This window comes from Streptomyces wuyuanensis (genome assembly GCF_900103455.1).
Taxonomy (GTDB): domain Bacteria; phylum Actinomycetota; class Actinomycetes; order Streptomycetales; family Streptomycetaceae; genus Streptomyces; species Streptomyces wuyuanensis.
In genome coordinates, this window is record NZ_FNHI01000026.1 from 1 (window position 1) to 13,962 (window position 13,962).

Here is a 13,962-nt window from a genome sequence, read left to right on the forward strand (position 1 = left end):
TCACCCACACCACGGGATCGACGACCGGCACCGTCTTGACCGCAACCGCCCGCAACACCGCCGCGTGGTCCCACGGCGACTGGCTCACGAACTGCTGCAAGGCCTGCATGTCACCGTCCGGCAGCCGCTCGGCCATCGGCTGGATCGACTTCCTCCGCCCCTCCAGCATCAGCCCACGCAGATAGCAGTCGCCCTTCGCCCGCTGATCCCGCCGGGGCACCGAAGCGAACACCTCAGCCACGAACGCAGCCAACTCACCGCGCAATTCCTCAACTTCCCCCAAGTCCACCGGACCACCATGCCCGAACCACCACCACACCACCAAGCCGACCTAACGAAGTACTACTAGCTCCGTGCACGGGCCCGGGGAGCCCGGTACGCGACCGTCTCCGGGAATGCCCGACCGGGCCCCGCCCCGTGGCCGTGCCGCGTGCTCAGGGGCTGGACCCAGGGGCGGGACTCGGTAGGCCACCGGTGCCTCGGCCGGCTACGCGGCCGAGCCGGCGCCGGCCCGCGCGCGCAGGAACAACTGGAGGAGCAGCCGCCGGTCGGCAACCGGGACGGTCTCCTGCCCGCTGTGGAGGGCCTCCCGACCGTGCAGGAAGCGACGCTGGTTCACGATGAGGTAGTCCCCCGGCTGGAGCATGAAGGAGACCTGCCCCCGGACCAGCTCCTCGGCGAGCTCCCTGGCGGCCTCGGCATGCGCCTGGCCGAGCTCGGACCTCTCCGGCATCTTGGCGGTGAACCGGACGAACCCGCCGCCCGGGGAGGAGCCATCCAGGATCGGAAACGGCCTGTACTCCTCGCCCACACCGTGCAGGTCGAAAAAGGGCCCGTAGCGGTAGGCCGACTCGGCCAGCAGGGCGCGGCTGTCCTCCGACAGCCGCGCCATCGCCGCGTGGGCATCGGAGAGGATGCTGGGGCCGCCGCCGAGCGGCACCCTCGGGTATTCGTCCCGACACCCACGCATTTGATGCCTGGCCAGGCCCGGCTGGCCGGCGATCCGGGGCGCCAGTTCCTGGTGTCGCAGCCGGCGATCTCCCATCTTCTGCGTGTGCCGACAGGCCGGCCTGGTGCATGTGCACACACAGGGGCGTAACCACTTCTACCGTGTGGCTCCTGAGGCTCTCGCACCGGCGCATAGGACGACCCGCGACGCGCCCCAACCGGAACGCCCCTACAGCCAGTCGTGCGTCCGTGCGTAGCGGGCCGCCTCGTGGCGGGTGCGGGTCTGGGTCTTCTGCATGGCGTTCGAGAGGTAGTTGCGTACGGTGCCCTCGGCCAGGTGGAGGCTGGCGGCGATGTCGGCGACGGAGTAGCCGTCGCGGGTGCCGCGCAGGACGTCGATCTCGCGGTCGGTGAGGGGGCAGTCGTCGACGACGGCGAGCGCGGAGACGTCGGGGTCGATCCACCGCTTGCCTTCGTGCAGGGTGGTGATCACGGAGGTGATGTGCGCGGGTTCCGCCGACTTGCTGACGAAGCCCTGGACGCCGAGTTTCAGGGCCTTGCGCAGCACGCCTGGCCGGGCGTGCCGGGTCAGCATGAGGATCACCTGCTCCGGCCGGGCACGGCGGATCTCGGCGACCGCGCCCAGGCCGTCCACCCCGGGCATCTCCAGGTCGATGACGAGCACGTCGGGCCGGTGCTCGAGCGTCGCCCGGACCGCGGATTCGCCGTCCTGCGCCTCGGCGAGCACGGTGATCCCGCCCTCCAGGGTCAGCAGCGCCGCGAGCGCTTTGCGCAGCAGGGCCTCGTCGTCGGCCAGCACCACGGTCGTCACCTCTCTGACCTCCTGAACGGGAACTGCGCGCGTGTGAGGAAGCGCCCGTCCCTCTTCTCCACCGTCAGCTCGCCTCCGTTGTCCGCGATGCGCTCCTTGAGCGTGGACAGTCCGCTGAGTCCGGACAGGGGCGTGGTGCCTGCGCCGTCGTTGAGGACGGCGATGCCCGCCTCGGAGAGCGTGATCCTCACGTACGTGGCCTGCGCATGACGCAGGATGTTGGTCGTCGTCTCGCGTAGCACCTGGCCGAGCAGCTCGTTGGCCCGCTCGTCGACCTCGGCCTCCCGCTCGACCCGGACGTGGATACCGGCTGCCTCGAAGAGGTTCTTCGCGTTCTCCAGCTCAGCGGAGAGGTTGAGCCGTCGCTGCGCGTAGGCGAGTTCCTTGGTCTGGGTGATGGTGTCGCCGACGAGGGCGCGCACCTCCCGTAGTTCCTCCCCCGCGCGCCTGACGTCGGTTCCGAGCAGCCTCTCGGCCAGCGTGATCTTCAGTTTCACCACGTGCAGGGTGTGCCCCTGGATGTCGTGCAGGTCGCTGGCGAACCGCATGCGTTCCTGTACGACCGCCAGTTCCGACTCCCGTTCCCGTGCGTCCTCCAGCTCCTCGACAAGGTCGTAGAAGACCTGGCCGGCGAACATGCTGCCGGCCATCACCACGGTGACACCCGCCGGGAGCAGGACGTACAGGGGCAGGACGTCCGTCACGTCGTCCGGCGCGATCAGCAGCTTTGCCGCGCCCACGAGGGCGACGAAGGTGACCAGTCCGACGGCGGCCACGACGCGATGGCGCGGCACTTTGGGGGCGTAGAGCGAACCGACGACGGAGATGCCGAAGAACGCGGCGTGGGCGTCCAGTACCAGCGCGCCGACGATCCACACTGCGGCCGTGACGATCAGGCACGGGAGGACGACGCGCGGGATGCCGACCGCCGTCCACCGTACGGAGGCGACGAAGGCGGCGATCGCACCAGCGCTCAGGACGAGCGCCTGCGGCCAGGTCCGGGCGTCGACCGCGACCACCAGCGTGCCCGCCGAGAGGGTGACGACGGCCATCGTGACGACGTTGAGCCGGCGCAACCGTTCGCGTGTCTGCGCACGGGGTCCGGTCGTCGTGTGGGCCCGCTTCGCTTTCACCGCGGAGTCCGCGGGCTGCGCACGGGGATGGCCAGGGTTCTGGGCACGACGGCGCCCGCGGCCGTCCACGCGAGCCACTGGTGGTCGTCCAGCCATGACTCCATGGAATCAGGGTAGAGGCCGGCGCCGTGGTACTGAGGGGCGAAGGCGGTGCAGACCGTGACGAAAGCGGCGGCATTGGTCGCAGGCAGGACGCGCTGGGGCCGGGTGTCCATGGGAGGTCTCTCCGGAATCGAACGATGAGGTGCGCCCGAGAGCGATGTTCGGGATCGGCAGCGGGGTCGGTCCCGAAGTTTCCCCCGGTTTCCCGGGTGCCACCAGTGACACCACGTCATGCCTGCCCCCGGGAGAATGTCACGGACCGTTGGTGACACCACGCCACTGCCCGGCGTCCGGGGCTTCGGTTGGAATCGGTACATGACCTCGACAACCGTCATTGACGTTGACCGGCTCAACCTTAGCTACGGCGGCTTCCACGCCGTGAAGGACCTGTCGTTCCATGTGCAGAAGGGTGAGCTCTATGCGCTGCTCGGCACCAACGGTGCCGGCAAGACCTCCACCCTGGAGACGGCGGAAGGCCACCGCGCGGCCGACTCGGGTACCGTGCGCGTCTTCGGGCGCAGCCCCCGGGACCGGCGGGCCGTGCGCTCCCGGATGGGCATCATGCTGCAGGAGAGTGGGTTCTCCCCGGACCTGACGGTGAAGGAGTCCGTACAGCTGATCGGCACGCTGTCTCGGCGCACCGACAGGGTCGAACGTGTGCTCGATATTGTTGATCTGAAGAGCAAGTCCGACACCAAAGTGTCTCAGCTCTCCGGAGGCGAGAAGCGGCGTCTGGACTTCGCCACCGCCGTCTACGGCCAGCCCGAGCTGATCTTCCTCGACGAGCCCACCACCGGACTGGACATCCAGTCCCGCGACGCCCTGTGGCAGGCCGTGGACAAACTCCGCGAGGACGGTTCCACCATCGTGCTCACCACGCACTACCTGGAGGAAGCCCAGCAGCACGCCGACCGCATCGGGCTCATGCACAAGGGCACCCTTCACCAGGAAGGCACTGTCTCGGAGCTGACCCGGACCCTGCCGGCCACCATCCGCTTCTCCCTGGCAGCCCCCGCGCCGGAGCCGCTGCCACTGCTCCTCAGGAGCGACGACCGCGGGAAGTTCCTGATCGAGACCTTCGACCTGCCGCACGACCTCTACACCCTGCTCGGCTGGGCGCACACCCATGGAGCCGAACTGCGCGAACTCGAAGCCGGACCGACCCGACTCGACGACGTCTTCCGCGCGATCAGCGCCGACTGACACCACAGAGAGCTCGGCCGCCCACCGGAAGCCGCCGCACACTCGACGCCCATCCGCCGGAAACCACAGGAATGAACCATCACGATGCTCTCCATCGCTCTGAGTGAGCTGATCCAGATCTTCCGCAATCGGCTGGTGCTGCTGACCAGCTTCGTCATCCCGATCGTGCCCTGCGCGTTCTTCATCTACCGGCACGAGATCTTCGCCGAACTGGGCAGCCTCGGATACATCGCCGCGGTGGTCATGTTCACCGTGGGAGCCTTCGGGCTCTACACGACCACGGTGACCACGCTGGCCTCGCGGCGCCAGAACCTCTTCCTCAAACGGCTGCGCTCGACCCCGGCGAGTGACGCCGGGATCCTCGTCGGGCTGATGCTCCCGGTCACCGTCCTCGCGATCGTGCAGATGGTCGCGATCCTCGCCGTGCTGGCAGCCGTCACCGGCGCCCCGGACAGCGTCCCGCTGCTCGCCGTGGCGGTCCTCTCCACACTGGTCATGATGCTCGCCCTGGGCCTGGCCACGGCGGGGCTGACGAACTCCCCCGAGCACGCCCAGGTGACCACCCTCCCCGTCAGCCTCGGTGCCATCGGCGTCTCCACCTGGGTGGGGATCACCGGCACCGAGGAGCTCACCCAGCTCAAGCGGCTCCTCCCGGGCGGCTCGGCCACCGAACTCGTCCTCAACGCCTGGAACGGCGGCGTACCCGCGGCGGACTCCCTGTCACTCCTGCTGCCGACGCTGGCCTGGGTCGTCTTCGCCGTCGCGCTGGCCTCCCGCATGTTCCGGTGGGAACCGCGCCGCTGACCCCATGGCCGCCCACCCGCCAGTCGCCCGTACCGATCCGACAGTCCGGACGCGCGGGACCGCTATCCTCGCGAACATCGCCGGCCCCCACCCCTGACCTGGAGATGGCACCCCCGGCAGGACACCCGCTCGGCACTTGTCCTCCAGTAGCCCGTCGCCCCACTACATCGACGACCGTCCCCGCCGAACGCCTTGCAGAACAAGAACGCCAACGCGGTCGGCGCCACGCCTTCACGGGGCACTCCGGCAGCCGAGACGGCAGCAATAAATCGCTCGATGGGGTGGGGCGGCCCCGGTCGTACTGCGTCCCGCCATCAGCGGGGAGCGGGGCCTATCCCGCACACTCCTTACGTTTGCAAGAGGGTCGGGTCGATGTCGCACGCCGCGTATAGCCGGACGGCGGACCCACCCGAACCTCTGGGCTGTAGCAAACGCAGCCTCGGCGCTGCGCTGATTGCGGGGCGGCAGGGGCGAGATAGCCGGGGGCCGGCTCGATCATCCGCCACCTCTCATTGTTCGGATAATCGCCCAACTACTGCGATCTCAGGGCGGGCAGGGGAAGATTCAGACATCCCGCCAAGCGCCGACGGTATGCCGGCTCACCGACAACAACTCCGCCCTCACACGCCGGCCGTTCAACGACCGCACCCCTGCCGGAACGGTTCACGCTCTGGCAGGGGGCGCGGCATGGGCGCTCTGGCGTCAGCTGCGGGGGATGCGGTCGTTCAGCCAGCCGGAGGCCGCCCCGTTGTCCCGGACCACCACGTAGTCGTTGCGCTTGTCTCCGTCGAGGTCGGCGAAGTCGATGTTGTCGCGGGGGGCACCGACCCCGGAGGCGACTTCGCCGGTCCGCTTCCATGCCCAGCCTCCACCTGCGGCGGGGCCGTCGTTGAGCCAGGCACGTACCTGCCCGTGGTCGCCGAGAACGAGGTAGTCGACGCGGTTGTCCCCGTTGAGGTCGACGAGCCGTACCTGGTCGCGTGCGGCGCCGACGCCGGAGGCGACTTCGCCCTTCCGTAGCGGGTCGTACCCGCATGTCCGCGTTGCGGGCACTGGCCGCGGGGTGGTCTCACAGTCCGGCGCCGTCCTGCTGGTCGAGACCGCCCGCAAGGCCGGGCTGGACGCTGCACCGTCAACGGCTCTGGCGCCGTGGCGTAAGGCGCGCGCGGTCCATGATCCCGGCAAGATTCTGCTGGACCTCGCGCTCGCCGTGGCCCTGGGCGGGGACTGCCTGGCCGATGTTGGGATGCTGCGGGCCGAGCCCGCCGTGTTCGGGCCGTAGCCTCCGACCCGTCTCCCGCCTGGTCGATACCCTTGCCGCAGCCGGGCCCCGTGCACTGGCGGCGATCCGGCGGGCGCATGCCGAAGTCCGCGAATGTGTCTCGAGGCCGCCGCGGCTGTAGGGGTGGCGGGGTCCGGACGTGCCGAAGAAGGTGGTCGCGTCGGAGAGTTGGATGATGCGGCCCGCGTACATGACGGCGATCCGGTCGGCGATGCCCTCGGCCGCGGACAGGTCGTGGGTGATCACCAGCAGGGCCCGGTCGGCGTCGCCTCCTGCAAGCCCTCCCCGACCGGACCTTCACCCCTATCCCCGGCATGCCGCCCGAACTCGGGGACCTCCCCAACGGCTGTGCCTTCGCCTCCCGTTGCGACCGGGCCACCGACACCTGCGCAGCGAGGCCGCGCATGACGGACACGGTCGCCTGCCACCACCCGCACGTGCCGGAGGACGCCCGTGCTTGAACTACGCGCCATCACCGCCGGCTACAATCGACGCGCCCCCGTGGTACGGGATGTCTCCCTGAACATCACACCCGGCGAAGCCGTCGGCCTGCTCGGCCCCAGCGGCTGCGGCAAATCCACTCTCGCCCGCGTCACGCCCCTGCTGCACCGCCCCGACTCCGGAAGCCTGCTCCTCGACGGCGAACCCATACGCCACCGGGCGCCACCGGGCGCCACGCGAACAGCGCACAGCCTCCGGCGTGGTCTTCCAGCAACCCAGGCTCTCCGCCGACCCCCGCCTGCGGCTCACCGGCCTGATCGCCGAACCGCTGCGCGCCACGGGCCGCCGCGCCGAAGTACCCGACCGGGTCGCCGAACTGGCCGCAACCCTCGGTCTCACCCCGGACCTGCTGACCCGTCGCCCTCACGAAGTCAGCGATGGCCAACTCCAACGCGCCTGCCTCGCCCGCGCCCTGGTGCTGCGCCCCCGCCGGCTGATCTGCGACGAGACGACCGCCATGCTCGACGCCTCCACCAGCGCCGCCCTGGTCGCGGCCGTTGAGGACCACCGCCGTACCACCGGCGCGAGCCTGCTCGCGGTCGGCCACGACCGCACCCTCCTGCAGCGCTGGTGCGACCGCACGGTCCACTGGGACGGCACAGGGAAAGACGTATCAGCCCGATGACCCGGACCGTCACCGCGCCACCGCGCGCCACGGGCCGCCGGTGAGGACGACGGATTCCGTCACCCTGCGCCAGCGCCTGGCCCTGTCGGCCTCCTCGCCTGTGCGGGCCTCACCAGGACCAGTGCCGTCGACGAGCACGCCCCGAGCACAAGATCAAGATCACCGAGCCTCGGTGGGCGGCCCCTTCGGCGACATACGGCGGATTTGTCTGCCCCGTTCCGGCACCTCCTCGACCGCTTTCCGCGCAGCAGGTCACCGACCACTACGAGGACCTGTTCGAGCCCTGCGTCCGCCGGCAGACGGTAGCCAACACCTGATTCGGCTGCCGAGACAGCGAGTCGTGTCCTAGTTCTACGAATCGGTCTCGAACCGGGCCGCCGCTTGGGCGCCGAGGGCGGTGCGGCAATCATGGGGCCATGCACCGGTCGCCGCTCAGCCTCCACGCTCCCGAGTGGTTCACAGTCGACGAGTCGACCCTCAATGTCGCGTTCGTGTATCCGATGCAGGGGCCTGCCGGGATCTTCGGCCCCACCTGCGAGGCATGCGCGCGGCTGGCCGCCGAGGAGATCAACAAGGCGGGCGGCGTGCTCGGCAAGGAGCTGCGGCTGCTGGAGGTGGACGGCGGCGCGGATCCCTGGCAGGTCGCGGACGAGGTCGAGGCACTGGTGGCGACGGGTGCGGTGCAGGGCGTCACCGGCTGGCACATCTCCTCGGTGCGGCAGGCGGTGGCTCCGCGGATCGCGCACCGTGTGCCGTACGTCTACACCGCTCTGTACGAAGGCGGCGAGCGTACCGAGGGTGTCTTCATGACCAGCGAGACCCCCGCCTGGCAGCTGCTGCCCGCGATGCGGCTGCTCGCCGAGGCGCGGGGCGTGCGCCGCTGGTTCATCGTGGGCAACAACTACGTCTGGCCCCGGCGCACCGCCCGGGCCGCCCGCCGTTACGCGCGCGACTGCCGGGGCCGGGTCTGCGATGAGGCGTACCTTCCGTTGGGCACCGACGACTTCACCGACGTCCTGCGGCGCATCGAACGGGCCGACGCCGACGGCGTGCTGATGCTCCTGGTGGGCAGCGATGCGGTCCGCTTCAACCGGGCCTTCGCCGCTGCCGGACTCGACCAACGGTGCCTGCGGCTGAGCACGCTCATGGACGAGAGCATGCTGCTGGGCAGCGGCCCCGAGGCAACCGCCGACCTCTACAGCACGGCCGGGTTCTTCGCCTCACTGGCGGATCAGAACACGATGGACTTCCACGGCCGGTACGCCGGCCGCTACGGGGTGGACGCTCCGGTACCCGGCAGCCTGGGCGAGTCCTGCTACGAGGGTGTGCTGCTGCTCGCGGCGCTCTTCGAACGGGCCCGCACCCTGGATGTGTCCGCCATCGCAGCGGCCGCCGAGAATGTCGCGTACGAAGGTCCGCGCGGCCTGCTGAGTCTGGACGGCCGGCATGTGCGCCAGCGCATCTACCTGGCGCAGGCGGACGGGCTCGACTTCAACGTGCTCGCCCAACTGCGCGCTCCGCACGAACTGTTGTGACGCTGCCGTCGCCTTCCAGTGTCCCGGCCAGCTGATCGAGCAGGGTCTTCAGCTGCTCGTCTTCGTCATGCCCGAGCGGGGGCTTCAACTCACCCCAGTCGGCTCGGACCGCGCGGGACAGCCGCTGCAAGTGCTGCATGCCCCGTGGGGTGAGCTGGGCCAGGATGCGGCGACGGTCAGCGGGGTCGACGCGGCGGAAGACCAGGTTCTCGTCGACGAGTTGGTCGATCAGCTTCGTCAGGGTCGGTGCCGGCAGAAAGGCGTGGTCGGCGAGGGCCGTCATGTTGTGGCCCGCGCCGTCGGAGAGCAGGTCGAGTACCCGCCACGCCTCGATGGAGCAGTCGAACTCGTCGAGCACCGACTGGACTCGGCGCACCGAGAGGCGCTCGGCCCGTGTCAGCAGGTGGAGCAGTTCCTGGGGCTGCCTCGCCATTGCACTCCTCGGCTCGCATCCGCACGGTCCCCGCCGCGGGGATGCCGTGAGCCTACCGTCGATCACCTCACTCTTGACAGAAAATTCCCCGAATCTGATCCTTTCTGATGGAAGCAATAAATGCCGTTGCTGAGATGCCGTCAACCGTGCGTCTTCAGTGACGGCTTTTCTCTTTCTTGACCCACGGCAATACTTCCGCTGGAAACTGTTCTTCAATTGCGCCGAAACGCGGTTGAAACAGTTCCGCCGCAGGCTGTGGACGCACTTCAGCGACCAGCCCGGAGGTCACCCCGGAACGGCTGGGGGACTCGTGCGCCAACGCCGCCGTCTCTGAAGCGCGTCCCGTCCACTCCTTCCATCCCTTCCCCAGCGTCTTCCGCTCACTTCGCACCGCCCTTCGGGGCAAGGAGGTTTTGCATGTCCGGGCTCAGCATCAGCAGACGCGGTCTCCTGGCAGGCGTATCCGCCCTCGGCGCATCGGCCGCCCTCAGCGCGTGCGGCGCCAAGACCGGCAGTGACACGTCGTCAGGCGCCGGCGCCAAGGCGGACACCTCAGGCGACACCGTCAAGGTGGGTCTGCTGAACTCCCTCTCGGGCACCATGGCCATCAGCGAGGTGACCGTCCACAACGCGCTGCTGCTCGCGGTCAAGGAGATCAACGCCGCAGGCGGCGTGCTCGGCAAGAAGCTCAAGCCCATCAGCCAGGACGGCGCCTCCGACTGGCCCACCTTCGCCGAGAAGGCGCAGACCCTGATCACCGACGACAAGGTCGTCGCCACCTTCGGCTGCTGGACCTCCGCCAGCCGCAAGGCCGTCAAGCCGGTCTTCGAGCGCAGCAAGTCGCTGCTGTTCTACCCCGTGCAGTACGAGGGGCTGGAGCAGTCCCCGTACATCTTCTACACCGGCGCGACCACCAACCAGCAGATCGTGCCCGCGCTGGACTACCTCAAAAAGCAGGGCCTGACCAAGCTCTACCTGGTCGGCAGCGACTACGTCTTCCCGCGCACCGCCAACAAGGAGATCAGGGCGTACGCGAAGGCCAACGGCATGGACGTGGTCGGCGAGGACTACGCGCCGCTGGGCTCCACGGAGTTCAGCACCATCGTCAACAAGGTCAAGGACGCCGGCGCGGACGCCGTGTTCAACACCCTCAACGGCGACAGCAACGTGGCCTTCTTCAAGGAGTACAAGTCCGCCGGGCTGACCGCGAAGAGCCTGCCGGTGCTGTCGGTCTCCATCGCCGAGGAAGAGGTCAAGAGCATCGGCACCCAGTACCTGGAGGGCCAGCTGACGGCCTGGAACTACTACCAGACCACTCCGGGCGCGGCGAACGAGAAGTTCGTGAAGGCGTACCAGGCCGCGTACGGCAAGGACAAGCCGACGTCCGACCCGATGGAGGCCGCCTACATCTCGGTCTACCTGTGGAAGGAGATGGTCGAGAAGGCCGGTTCCTTCGACGTGGCGAAGGTGAAGGCCGCCTCCGACGGCATCACCTTCGACGCCCCCGAGGGCAAGGTCACCGTCGACGGCGCGACCCAGCACGTCTACAAGACGGCCCGGATCGGCAAGGTCGGCTCGGACGGCCTCATCGAGGAGGTCTGGAACTCGGGCAAGCCGATCAAGCCGGACCCGTACCTGAAGGGCTACTCCTGGGCCTCCGGTCTTTCTTGAGCCCAGTCCTCTCGTGGTGGGACCCGGCCTCGTCGCGAGGCCGGGTCACGCCCTTGGAAAGCCCGCACCTTTCGCCCCCGACCCGGAGCCGCTTCATGACGGTCATCCTCAACCAGTCCTTCACCGGCATCAGCATCGGCGCCGTGCTCCTGCTCATCGCGCTCGGCCTGACCCTGACCTTCGGGCAGATGGGCGTGATCAACATGGCGCACGGCGAGTTCATCATGGCCGGCGCCTACACCACCTACGTGCTGCAGAAGTCCATCAGCAGCGCCGGCCTCTCCCTGCTCGTCGCCCTGCCGCTGGCATTCCTCGTCGCCGGCGCCATGGGAGCTCTGCTGGAGTGGCTGCTCATCCGGCGCCTGTACACCCGGCCGCTGGACACCCTGCTGGTCACCTGGGGCGTCTCCCTGATGCTCCAGCAGCTCGCCCGTGACATCTTCGGCGCCCCCAACGTACAGACGCACGCCCCCGACCTGCTGATCGGCAACGTCTCGGTCGCGGGCGTCACGCTCGCCAACAACCGGCTGTTCATCCTCGGCCTCGCCCTGCTGTGCGTCCTCGGCCTCACGCTGATCCTGCGGCTGACGTCCCTCGGGCGCCGCATCCGGGCCGTCGTGCAGAACAGGGACCTGGCCGAGGTGTCGGGTATCGCCACCGAGCGGGTGGACCGTACGACGTTCTTCATCGGCTCAGGTCTGGCGGGTGTGGCCGGCGTCGCGCTGACCCTGGTCGGCCCGATCGGCCCGACGATGGGCACCAACTACATCGTCGATGCCTTCCTGGTCGTGGTCGTCGGCGGCATCGGCCAGCTCAAGGGCAGCGTCATCACGGCGTTCGGACTCGGCGTACTGCAGTCGGTGCTGGAGTACTCGACCACCGTGAGCGTCGCGAAGGTCGTCGTGCTCGTGGCGATCGTCGCCTTCCTGCAGTGGCGACCCCAGGGCCTGTACACATTGCGCACCCGGAGCCTGGCATGACGACAACGACTTCCCCGACCAAGACGACGTCCGTGGCGCAGCCGTCGGTGTCCCTCCTGGAACGCTTCCGCGTGCCCGGCGCCTTCCTCCTCGGCGCCGTGCTACTGCTCGGCATCGCCCCGCTCGTCCTCTCCGACTTCCGCCTCAACCTCCTGGCCAAGTACCTGTGCTACGCGATCGTGGCCGTCGGCGTCAGTCTTGCCTGGGGCCGCGGCGGGCTGCTCGTCCTCGGCCAGGGCGTCTTCTTCGGCCTCGGCGGCTACGCCATGGCCATGCACCTCAAGCTCGCCGACGCCGCCGACACCGGCCAGACGCTGCCCGACTTCATGCAGCTGTACGGCACCTCGGACGCGCTGCCCTGGTGGTGGAAACCCTTCGCCAACCCGGCCTTCGCTCTCGCCGTGACCGTGCTGCTGCCCATGGCGGTCGCCGCGCTGCTCGGCTTCCTCGTCTTCCGCCGCCGGGTGAAGGGCGCCTACTTCGCGATCCTCAGCCAGGCGCTGGCCGCCGCGCTGTCCATCTGGCTGATCGGCCAGCAGGCCACCACGGGCGGCACCAACGGACTGACCGACATCCAGGGCTTCTTCGGCTACTCGCTCAACGACCCGGTCAACCAGCGGATGGTGTACTTCATCATCGCCGCCGTGCTGCTGTTGCTGATGGCCGCCGCCCGCCAGCTGTTCGTCAGCCGCTACGGCGAACTCCTCATCGCCGTACGGGACTCCGAGGAACGGGTCCGCTTCCTCGGCTACAACCCGGCCAACGTCAAGCTGGTCGCGTACGTCGTGGCGGCCGGCATGGCGGGCCTGGCAGGCGCCCTGTTCGTCCCGGCCGTCGGCATCATCTCCCCGGCCTTGATCGGTATCGTCCCGTCCATCGGCTTCGTCGTCGGCGCGGCCGTCGGCGGACGGGCCAGCCTGGTGGGCGCTGTTCTCGGCGCGATCGCGGTGGCCTGGGCGCAGAGCACGCTCTCCGACGCCTTCCCCGCCGCGTGGACGTACCTCCAGGGCCTGCTCTTGGTCCTGGCGGTCGGCTTCCTGCCCGGCGGCCTTGCCTCCCTGGTGACCCTCCTGCGCAACCGTCGCACCCAGACCCGCACGACTCCCACAGCTTCCACGGCTCCTACAGGAGAGACAGCATGAGCGGCCTGGGACTGATCGTCCGCGACCTGCGGGTGACGTTCGACGGCTTCAAGGCCGTCGACGGCGTGGACCTGGACATCCGCCCCGGCGACCTGCGCTTCCTCATCGGCCCCAACGGCGCCGGAAAGACCACCCTCGTCGACGCGGTCACCGGCCTGGTGAAGGCCACCGGGTCGGTCCGCTTCGGCGGCGAGGAACTCCTCGGCAAGCCCGTGCACCGCATCGCCCGCATGGGCATCGGCCGTACCTTCCAGACGGCCACGGTCTTCGAGGAATTGACCGTCCTGCAGAACCTCGACATCGCGGCGGGCGCCAAACGCGGTCCGCTGACGATGCTCCGGCGCCGCAAGGGCACCCCCGAGCCGGTGACGAAGGCGCTGGAGACCACCGGCCTGACCGACCTCCGTGACCGCCCGGCGGGTGTGCTGGCCCACGGCCAGAAGCAGTGGCTGGAGATCGGCATGCTGCTCGTGCAGGACGTGAAGCTGCTCCTGCTCGACGAGCCCGTCGCCGGCATGAGCCACGATGAACGCGAGGCCACCGGCGAACTCCTGCAACGGGTCAGTGGTGACCACACGGTCGTCGTCATCGAGCACGACATGGACTTCATGCGCTCCTTCGCCCGCAGCGTCACCGTCCTGCACGCCGGCAAGATCCTCAGCGAGGGCACGGTCACCGAGGTCCAGGCCGACGCCAAGGTCCAGGAGGTCTACCTCGGCCGCGCCTCCGAACCCGAGCCCGCTGCTATTCCTGTCGCCGAGGAGGCGTGAC

At 69.1% G+C, this 13,962-nt stretch carries 14 protein-coding genes and 3 pseudogenes; 10 read left to right on the forward strand and 7 right to left on the reverse strand.

The genetic code is table 11. The features are described 5' to 3' along the window. The 5 genes from BLT82_RS30195 to BLT82_RS37340 form a co-directional block, all read right to left on the reverse strand. Positions 1–289 (reverse strand): transposase (locus BLT82_RS30195; RefSeq protein ID WP_143041561.1); only part of this gene is annotated, 289 nt, incomplete at its 3' end. Positions 290–487: 198 nt separating this feature from the next. Then, complete coding sequence (locus BLT82_RS30200; RefSeq protein ID WP_093660770.1) at positions 488–1,045, reverse strand: TauD/TfdA family dioxygenase; 558 nt, start codon at positions 1,043–1,045, stop codon at positions 488–490. A 132-nt stretch (positions 1,046–1,177) separates the two neighbouring features. Beyond that, positions 1,178–1,780 carry a response regulator transcription factor gene (locus BLT82_RS30205; RefSeq protein ID WP_093660592.1) on the reverse strand — a complete coding sequence of 201 codons (603 nt, stop codon included), beginning with the start codon at positions 1,778–1,780 and terminating at the stop codon, positions 1,178–1,180. Then, a complete protein-coding gene (locus tag BLT82_RS30210; RefSeq protein WP_208868090.1) occupies positions 1,777–2,832 on the reverse strand; it encodes a sensor histidine kinase in 1,056 nt (351 codons plus the stop codon). Before BLT82_RS30210 ends, BLT82_RS30205 begins: the two co-directional genes overlap by 4 nt. Positions 2,833–2,909: 77 nt before the next feature. Next, a complete protein-coding gene (locus BLT82_RS37340) occupies positions 2,910–3,128 on the reverse strand; it encodes a hypothetical protein (protein ID WP_167746130.1) in 219 nt (72 codons plus the stop codon). 202 nt (positions 3,129–3,330) lie between these two features. On the opposite strand from BLT82_RS37340, the gene BLT82_RS30215 reads away from it, so the two are divergent. Together BLT82_RS30215 and BLT82_RS30220 are read left to right on the forward strand one after the other, a co-directional pair. Continuing rightward, positions 3,331–4,218, forward strand: coding sequence for an ABC transporter ATP-binding protein (locus BLT82_RS30215; protein WP_093660596.1), 888 nt, complete (start codon positions 3,331–3,333; stop codon positions 4,216–4,218). 84 nt (positions 4,219–4,302) lie between these two features. Beyond that, the gene (locus tag BLT82_RS30220; RefSeq protein ID WP_093660598.1) at positions 4,303–5,022 is read left to right on the forward strand and encodes an ABC transporter permease; all 720 of its coding nucleotides are present in this window, start codon (positions 4,303–4,305) and stop codon (positions 5,020–5,022) included. A gap of 702 nt (positions 5,023–5,724) precedes the next feature. Here BLT82_RS30220 and BLT82_RS30225 read toward each other — a convergent pair. Continuing rightward, positions 5,725–6,075: an FG-GAP repeat domain-containing protein gene (locus BLT82_RS30225; protein ID WP_093660772.1), complete on the reverse strand. Its 351-nt coding sequence runs from the start codon at positions 6,073–6,075 to the stop codon at positions 5,725–5,727. A 10-nt stretch (positions 6,076–6,085) separates the two neighbouring features. Here BLT82_RS30225 and BLT82_RS30230 point away from each other — a divergent pair. The 4 genes and pseudogenes from BLT82_RS30230 to BLT82_RS30245 form a co-directional block, all read left to right on the forward strand. Next, positions 6,086–6,404, forward strand: a pseudogene (locus BLT82_RS30230) (transposase); the annotation flags it as partial. 145 nt (positions 6,405–6,549) lie between these two features. Continuing rightward, positions 6,550–6,765: pseudogene (locus BLT82_RS30235) on the forward strand (oligopeptide/dipeptide ABC transporter ATP-binding protein); the annotation flags it as partial. Next, positions 6,758–7,430, forward strand: a pseudogene (locus BLT82_RS30240) (ABC transporter ATP-binding protein). The pseudogenes BLT82_RS30235 and BLT82_RS30240, both read left to right, overlap by 8 nt. A gap of 416 nt (positions 7,431–7,846) precedes the next feature. Continuing rightward, positions 7,847–8,965 carry a substrate-binding domain-containing protein gene (locus tag BLT82_RS30245; RefSeq protein ID WP_093660602.1) on the forward strand — a complete coding sequence of 373 codons (1,119 nt, stop codon included), beginning with the start codon at positions 7,847–7,849 and terminating at the stop codon, positions 8,963–8,965. Here the strand turns inward: BLT82_RS30245 and BLT82_RS30250 are convergent. Then, positions 8,922–9,398: a MarR family winged helix-turn-helix transcriptional regulator gene (locus tag BLT82_RS30250; protein WP_093660604.1), complete on the reverse strand. Its 477-nt coding sequence runs from the start codon at positions 9,396–9,398 to the stop codon at positions 8,922–8,924. The genes BLT82_RS30245 and BLT82_RS30250 overlap by 44 nt on opposite strands. Before the next feature lie 417 nt (positions 9,399–9,815). Here BLT82_RS30250 and urtA point away from each other — a divergent pair, with 417 nt between their 5' ends. The 4 genes from urtA (at position 9,816) to urtD (ending at position 13,961) form a co-directional block, all read left to right on the forward strand. Continuing rightward, positions 9,816–11,069, forward strand: coding sequence for an urea ABC transporter substrate-binding protein (urtA, locus tag BLT82_RS30255; RefSeq protein WP_093660606.1), 1,254 nt, complete (start codon positions 9,816–9,818; stop codon positions 11,067–11,069). Between the two features lie 95 nt (positions 11,070–11,164). Next, a complete protein-coding gene (urtB, locus tag BLT82_RS30260; RefSeq protein WP_093660608.1) occupies positions 11,165–12,049 on the forward strand; it encodes an urea ABC transporter permease subunit UrtB in 885 nt (294 codons plus the stop codon). Further along, complete coding sequence (gene urtC / locus BLT82_RS30265) at positions 12,046–13,191, forward strand: urea ABC transporter permease subunit UrtC (protein WP_093660610.1); 1,146 nt, start codon at positions 12,046–12,048, stop codon at positions 13,189–13,191. The genes urtB and urtC overlap by 4 nt, the downstream gene beginning before the upstream one ends. Then, positions 13,188–13,961, forward strand: coding sequence for an urea ABC transporter ATP-binding protein UrtD (urtD, locus tag BLT82_RS30270; RefSeq protein ID WP_093660612.1), 774 nt, complete (start codon positions 13,188–13,190; stop codon positions 13,959–13,961). The genes urtC and urtD overlap by 4 nt, the downstream gene beginning before the upstream one ends. Position 13,962 lies beyond the last annotated feature (1 nt).

Excerpts from the sequence above, each read along its gene's own strand:
- BLT82_RS30220 (WP_093660598.1), top strand. The coding sequence starts at position 4,303 with ATGCTCTCCATCGCTCTGAGTGAGCTGATCCAGATCTTCCGCAATCGG.
- BLT82_RS30210 (WP_208868090.1), bottom strand. The coding sequence starts at position 2,832 with ATGGCCGTCGTCACCCTCTCGGCGGGCACGCTGGTGGTCGCGGTCGAC.
- urtA (WP_093660606.1), top strand. The coding sequence starts at position 9,816 with ATGTCCGGGCTCAGCATCAGCAGACGCGGTCTCCTGGCAGGCGTATCC.
- urtC (WP_093660610.1), top strand. The coding sequence starts at position 12,046 with ATGACGACAACGACTTCCCCGACCAAGACGACGTCCGTGGCGCAGCCG.
- BLT82_RS30250 (WP_093660604.1), bottom strand. The coding sequence starts at position 9,398 with ATGGCGAGGCAGCCCCAGGAACTGCTCCACCTGCTGACACGGGCCGAG.
- urtD (WP_093660612.1), top strand. The coding sequence starts at position 13,188 with ATGAGCGGCCTGGGACTGATCGTCCGCGACCTGCGGGTGACGTTCGAC.
- BLT82_RS30200 (WP_093660770.1), bottom strand. The coding sequence starts at position 1,045 with ATGGGAGATCGCCGGCTGCGACACCAGGAACTGGCGCCCCGGATCGCC.
- BLT82_RS30245 (WP_093660602.1), top strand. The coding sequence starts at position 7,847 with ATGCACCGGTCGCCGCTCAGCCTCCACGCTCCCGAGTGGTTCACAGTC.
- urtB (WP_093660608.1), top strand. The coding sequence starts at position 11,165 with ATGACGGTCATCCTCAACCAGTCCTTCACCGGCATCAGCATCGGCGCC.
- BLT82_RS37340 (WP_167746130.1), bottom strand. The coding sequence starts at position 3,128 with ATGGACACCCGGCCCCAGCGCGTCCTGCCTGCGACCAATGCCGCCGCT.
- BLT82_RS30215 (WP_093660596.1), top strand. The coding sequence starts at position 3,331 with ATGACCTCGACAACCGTCATTGACGTTGACCGGCTCAACCTTAGCTAC.